This window comes from Xanthomonas floridensis (genome assembly GCF_001642575.1).
Taxonomy (GTDB): Bacteria; Pseudomonadota; Gammaproteobacteria; order Xanthomonadales; family Xanthomonadaceae; genus Xanthomonas; species Xanthomonas floridensis.
This window is the reverse complement of sequence record NZ_LXNG01000039.1, coordinates 1-5,599: the sequence shown is the minus strand read 5'-3', so window position 1 is coordinate 5,599 and position 5,599 is coordinate 1. Positions and strand designations below refer to the sequence as shown.

At 66.3% G+C, this 5,599-nt stretch carries 3 protein-coding genes, 1 pseudogene and 1 riboswitch; of the genes and pseudogenes, 2 read left to right on the top strand and 2 right to left on the bottom strand.

The genetic code is table 11. The features are described from left to right. Nucleotides 1–220: leucine zipper domain-containing protein (locus A7D17_RS23330; RefSeq protein ID WP_153041992.1), on the bottom strand; the 220-nt coding region annotated here is incomplete at its 3' end. Nucleotides 221–253: 33 nt separating this feature from the next. Between A7D17_RS23330 and A7D17_RS23325 the strand changes: the two are divergent. Continuing rightward, nucleotides 254–1,158, top strand: a pseudogene (locus A7D17_RS23325) (S41 family peptidase); the annotation flags it as partial. Beyond that, a riboswitch (yybP-ykoY riboswitch) is annotated at nucleotides 1,144–1,270 on the top strand. It overlaps the preceding pseudogene by 15 nt. Before the next feature lie 46 nt (nucleotides 1,271–1,316). Next, the gene (locus tag A7D17_RS18035; RefSeq protein ID WP_064510363.1) at nucleotides 1,317–1,898 is read left to right on the top strand and encodes a manganese efflux pump MntP; all 582 of its coding nucleotides are present in this window, start codon (nucleotides 1,317–1,319) and stop codon (nucleotides 1,896–1,898) included. Between the two features lie 115 nt (nucleotides 1,899–2,013). On the opposite strand, the gene A7D17_RS18030 is transcribed toward A7D17_RS18035, so the two are convergent. Beyond that, nucleotides 2,014–5,463 carry a hybrid sensor histidine kinase/response regulator gene (locus tag A7D17_RS18030; RefSeq protein WP_064510360.1) on the bottom strand — a complete coding sequence of 1,150 codons (3,450 nt, stop codon included), beginning with the start codon at nucleotides 5,461–5,463 and terminating at the stop codon, nucleotides 2,014–2,016. Nucleotides 5,464–5,599: the final 136 nt, after the last annotated feature.

The following is a 5,599-nucleotide window of genomic DNA, read 5'->3' as shown; positions in this document are numbered from 1 at the left end:
GCTTAGGCGTGGCATGGGGGCACTTGTGAGGCCGGGAGGTACGGTCAGTCAACCCTTCTTCCCCCTCTTCCTTAAAGCGCTTGAGCCATTTGTAGGCCGTTCGGACGCTGACACCGGCCGCATGCGCTGCTTCTTCCACGCGCAACCCATGAACAAGGATGCGATCCACAAGCAGGGCTCGACCGCGAGGGCTCAAGCGGGCATGTTTATGCAGGTTCATCCGGGGCTCCTGGGGGCTGGGTTGGCTTGATAACCCCCATCTTCCAGAGATGCCCCGGATGAACAACCTACTGAGAGATCACAACTAGCCGCACGCAGCCCGGCGCTGCTGGCCGATATCGATGTGCTGCTACGGGCCTATGGCGCGCTGCATCCGGGCCTGTACTACCAGCGACCGAACAGCAGGTCGCACAACGCTTCGCCGACCTGCGCGCCGAACTCGAACACGGTGGCAACGACCCCAAGCGCATTGCACGGATGGAGGTGCAGGGGTTTGCGCGCATCGAGGCGTTCGATGTGTATCTACCGCTGCTGTTTGCGAAGATTTCCGCCAACCCGAGGCTGCAGGTGCGCACGCCCGGTACAACCATGCACCACGCGTTACGCGTAACCGGCATCGACACGGCGCAGCGCAACGCGATGGCGCCCCGGCGTGCAGGCGACAGCGCAGCGCCGGCCTGGACGCTGGCGATGGACAGCGGCCGGGTGTTCGTATTGACCAGCGCCGGGAACAGTTCGGCCACCTTCGGGTTTGCACGGCAACTGCAGCGCAACGGCCTGGCCACACTGGTCGGCCAGCCCACCGGCGGCAACCTGCGCGGCATCAGCGGCAGTGCGTTTTTCTTTCTCCACCTGCCCAACGCGAAAATCAAAGTGGATCGGCCGCTGGTCGGGCAGGCTCCAACCCGCGCGTAGCCAGATCGCGGCGTGTTACCCGACGTGTCGGTGGACCTCACCGCGCAGGAGCTGCAAGAAGGCCGCGATGTAGAAATGCGCGGGGTCTGCGCCCTGCTGCGTGTCAAATGAGCATCGCTGCAGGCAGCGCCATACAGCGCTTCGCATAGCCAAGGCTATAAAGATCAGACCGACCTTCGCGTGCAGGTAAAACGCTCGAAAACCGCTTTTGCGTTGTTACACTGCGCGCCCCTTGGGGAGTAGCCTGCTTTCGTTGTCGAAAGCGCCTGCATCAACATACTCGGCCATTGCGCCGTGGTGCAGGCAACCAATCGTGGTTTGGCGAGACCAGCGGCATGCGCGTACGACGATGGTTGGCGCGGGCGTATGCCGTTGTGACCGTGCCCAACCCGAGTGTGTCGATGTCTCCGTATTCGATTGTGTTGATCGGTTTTGCCATGTCCACCGACGCGTTTGCCGCGGCGATCGGCAAGGGCGCGGCCATGCGCAAGCCGCAGTGGCGCGATGCGCTTCGGGCCGGCTTGATCTTTGGGTGCATCGAAGCGATCACACCGGTGATCGGCTGGTTGCTGGGCCGTGCGGCGTCCAGTTATGTGTCTGCCTACGATCACTGGATCGCCTTCGTGCTGCTCGGCGCGTTGGGCACGCACATGATCGTGGCCGGCCTGCGCACGGATCCTGACGACGCCGATGAGGCGCCTGATGCTCCGAAGAAAAACGGCCTGCTGGCCCTGGCCGCCACCGGATTTGCCACCAGCATCGACGCAATGGCGGTGGGCGTCAGCCTGGCGTTCCTGGATGTGCATATCGGCGTGGTGGCGGTGGTGGTGGGGCTGTGCACCTTCAGCATGGTCACCGCCGGCATCATGCTTGGCCGCGCGCTTGGCGCGCTGATCGGCAAACGCGCCGAAATCCTCGGTGGTCTGATCCTGGTGATCGTCGGCAGCGTGATCCTCTACGAACACCTCGGCGGCGCCGCGTAGCGCACAACTGGTCCCTTAGGAGCGCAGGGCGCTCCGCGCATGCCAGGCAGCATGGGATTCTTCATCGTTGCCGTGTGTAGCTCCGCATGTCGCGGCGATGGCACAGATGCATCGGTCAGCGTGTCTTGGCATCGTGATAAGCGCTCAGGAATGCGCGCAGCGACGCCGGTTTGACCGGTTTGGTCAGCAGTCGGTACCCGCGTTCGCGCGCCAGCTGCTTGAGCTCGTCGCGGCCGTCGGCGGTGAGCAGCGCACCGGCGATCGGCGACGGTGCGGCGGCCTGCAGCGCATCCAGCGTGTCCAGGCCATCCAGGCGGTCGTGCAGGTGGTAATCCACCAGCATCAGATCCGGTTGCTGGCGCGCGCAGTCCAGCGCCTGGTCGACGGTACTGGCAGTGATCACCTCCACCTGCCAGCGGCCCAGCAGTGCGCGCATGCCGTCGAGAATCTCGCGGTCGTTGTCCACGCACAGCACCCGCAGGCCGGCCAGCGAGTCGTCGCTGGATAGCGCACGCACGGCCGGTGCCGGCACCAGCGGCGCCACCGGTACCGGCGCAACGCGCGGCAACAGGATCGAGAACATGCTGCCGCGGCCCACCTGGCTGCGTGCGCTCAGGTCGTGGTCGAGCAGGCGCGAGATGCGCTGGCAGATCGACAAGCCCAATCCCAGTCCCTGCTCGCCCCAGTCGAACGGCTGCTGGTAGCGGCGGAATTCTTCGAAGATCTGCCGCATGTGGTGCTCGGGGATGCCCGGGCCGGTATCCCACACCTGCAGTTCCACATGGGTGCCACGCCCGCGCATGCCCAGCACGATGCGGCCCTGGCGCGTGTAGCGCAGCGCATTGGCCAGGAAGTTCTGCATCACCCGCCGCAGCAGACGGCGGTCGCTGCGTACCCAGATCGGGCGGCTATGCACCTGCAAGCGCAGACCGCGGCTGGCCGCCACCGGCGCGTACTGCGCGGCCAGCTCATGCATCAATGCGCTGGCATCGAAGTCTTCGACCGTGGGGCGCAGCCCACCGGCATCCAGGCGCGAGACATCAAGCAGGCCGTCGAGCAATTCCTCTGCCGCACGCAGCGAGGCATCCACGCGCTCGGCCAGATGCCGCTGTTCTTCGTTGTTTTGATGGCTCTCGCGCAAGGCCGAGGCGAACAGGCGCGCGGCGTTGAGCGGCTGCAACACGTCGTGACTGATCGCGGCGAGAAACCGCGTCTTGGATTGCTGCGCCAGCTCGGCCTCGCGCGAGCGGTCGGCCACGCGCTGTTCCAGGTTTTCGTTGGCATCCAGCAGCGCGCGTTCGGCACGCTTGTAGTCGGTGATGTCGTTGTAGCTGGTGACATAACCGCCGCCGGGTAGCGCCTGGCCGCGCATCTCGATCACCTTGCCGTCGCTGCGGGTGCGCTCGAACACATGCGGCGAGCCGGCGCGCATGTGGCGGATACGGCGGTCGATCTGGTCTTCGATATCGCCCTCGCCCAGCTCGCCGCGCTCGGCGTTGTAGCGGATCAGGTCGGCCACCGGGCGGCCGACATACAGCATGCCGTCCGGGTAGCCGAACAGCTGCTGGTAGCGGCGATTCCACGCGGTCAGGCGCATCTCCGGGTCGACCACGCTGACCGCGGCGCTGATGTTTTCCAGCGTGGTCGAGAGAATCTCGCGGTTGAAGCGCAGTTCCTGGCCGGCTTCGTCCAGCACCGCCACCACCTCGCCCAGCTCCATGCCCGAGCCGCGCAACAGGCTGGTCAGCACCAACCGTGCGGAGGCCGCGCCGATCGAGGCGGCCAGCAGGCGTTCGGTGAACTGCACCCAGGCGCGGTCGGCCACCACGGTGGGTTGCAGCTCGCGCTCCAGCAGCACCGCCTGGTCGACGAAGGCGCGGTGCGCATGCCGCTCGCCCACCACGCGCTCGGCCAGGGCCTGCAGGTCGGCCACGCGCACATGCCCGGGCCAGTCGCCGGCCACCGCCGGGCGCTGCGCATACGGGTCCAGGAAGGGCGCGGCGCGCAGGCGTTCGTCCACGCCCGGGCGCCAGCGTGCAGAGACCAGCATCATCGCGCCGACATTGATCAGCAGCGACCAGAACGTGCCGTGCGCCAGCGGGTCCCAGCCGCGCATGCCGAACAGCTGCTGCGGCTGCAGCCACGCAATGCCGAAGGGGCCATCCACCAGCCACTCCGGTTGCAGCCAGCCGGCGCGCGTGGCCGCCGGCAGCAGCAAGGTATAGATCCAGGTCATGAAGCCCAGCACCATGCCGGTCTCCACGCCCTTGCGGCTGGCCCCACGCCAATACAGCCCGCCGATCACGCCCGGCGCGAACTGCGCCACCGCTGCGAATGCCATCAGGCCATACGCGGCCAGGGTGGTGTCGTTGGCCACACTGCGGTGGTAGCCATAGGCGACCAGGGCCAGCAGCAGGATGGCCACGCGGCGGATCCACAGCACCCGCGACGCCACGGCCGCGCGTGCGTTCGCGCTGACGCGGCGGCGCAACAGCACCGGCATCACCAGATCGTTGCTGACCATGGTGGCCAGGGCGATGCTGGCCACGATCACCATGCCGGTGGCTGCGGAAAAGCCGCCCACATAGGCCACCAGCGCCAGCACCGTGTTGCCCTGGCTCAGCGGCAATGCCAGCACCATCGCATCGTCGACCACCGCACTGCCCTTGCCGAACAAGGCGATGCCAGCCGAGGCGATGGGCACCACCATCGCCGAGATGATCACCAGGTACGCACCGAACAACCAGCGCGCCCGGCGGATGTCGCCCACATCGCTGCATTCGACTACCGCCACATGGAATTGCCGCGGCAGGCAGATCACCGCCAGAAAGCTCAGCAGCGTCTGCGAGATGAAGCCGACCGATGGCGTGTGTTCGAACAAGGTGCGCGCCGAATCGGCGATATGCAGCTGGTGGTCGCTCAACCACAGCCACGCAAACAGGCCCACCGCCACGATGGCCACCAGCTTGATCACCGACTCCAGCGCGATCGCCAGCATCATGCCGTGATGGTGTTCGGTGGCATCCACCTGGCGGGTGCCGAACAGGGTGGCGAACAAGGCCATCAGCAGCGCCACGTACAGCGCCGGATCGGCAAAGATCCCGCGCCCGGCGCTGCTATGCCCGGTCAACACCTCCAGGCTCATCGCCACCGCTTTGTACTGCAGCGCCAGATACGGAACGATGCCGACCAGCGCGATCACCGCCACCAGCGCCGCCAGCCGCCGCGAGCGGCCATAGCGCGAGGAAATGAAATCGGCGATGGACACGGTGTTTTCGGCACGTGCGATCAGCGCCAGCCGCTCGATGATGCGCCAGCCGAACAGCAGCAACAGCAGCGGGCCCAGATAGATCGGCAGATAGCCGATGCCGTTGCGCACCGCCGAGCCCACCGCGCCGTAGAACGTCCACGACGAGCAGTACACCGCCAACGCCAGGCTGTAGACCGCCGGCCGCAGCCACGGCCGCTCCGGATACATCGGCCGGCGATCGCCCCACCACGCCACCCCGAACAGTAGCGCGGCATAGCCCACGGAGACCAGCAGCAGGATCCAGCTTGATACCAAGGGGCATTCCTAGGCGGCGTGATGCGAGCCTGTGAGTTTACGGAATGGGGAATGGGGAATGGGGAATGGGGAATCGGGAATCGGGAATGGGGAATCGGGAATCGGGAATCGGGAATCGGGGTTTGGGGTTTGGGGT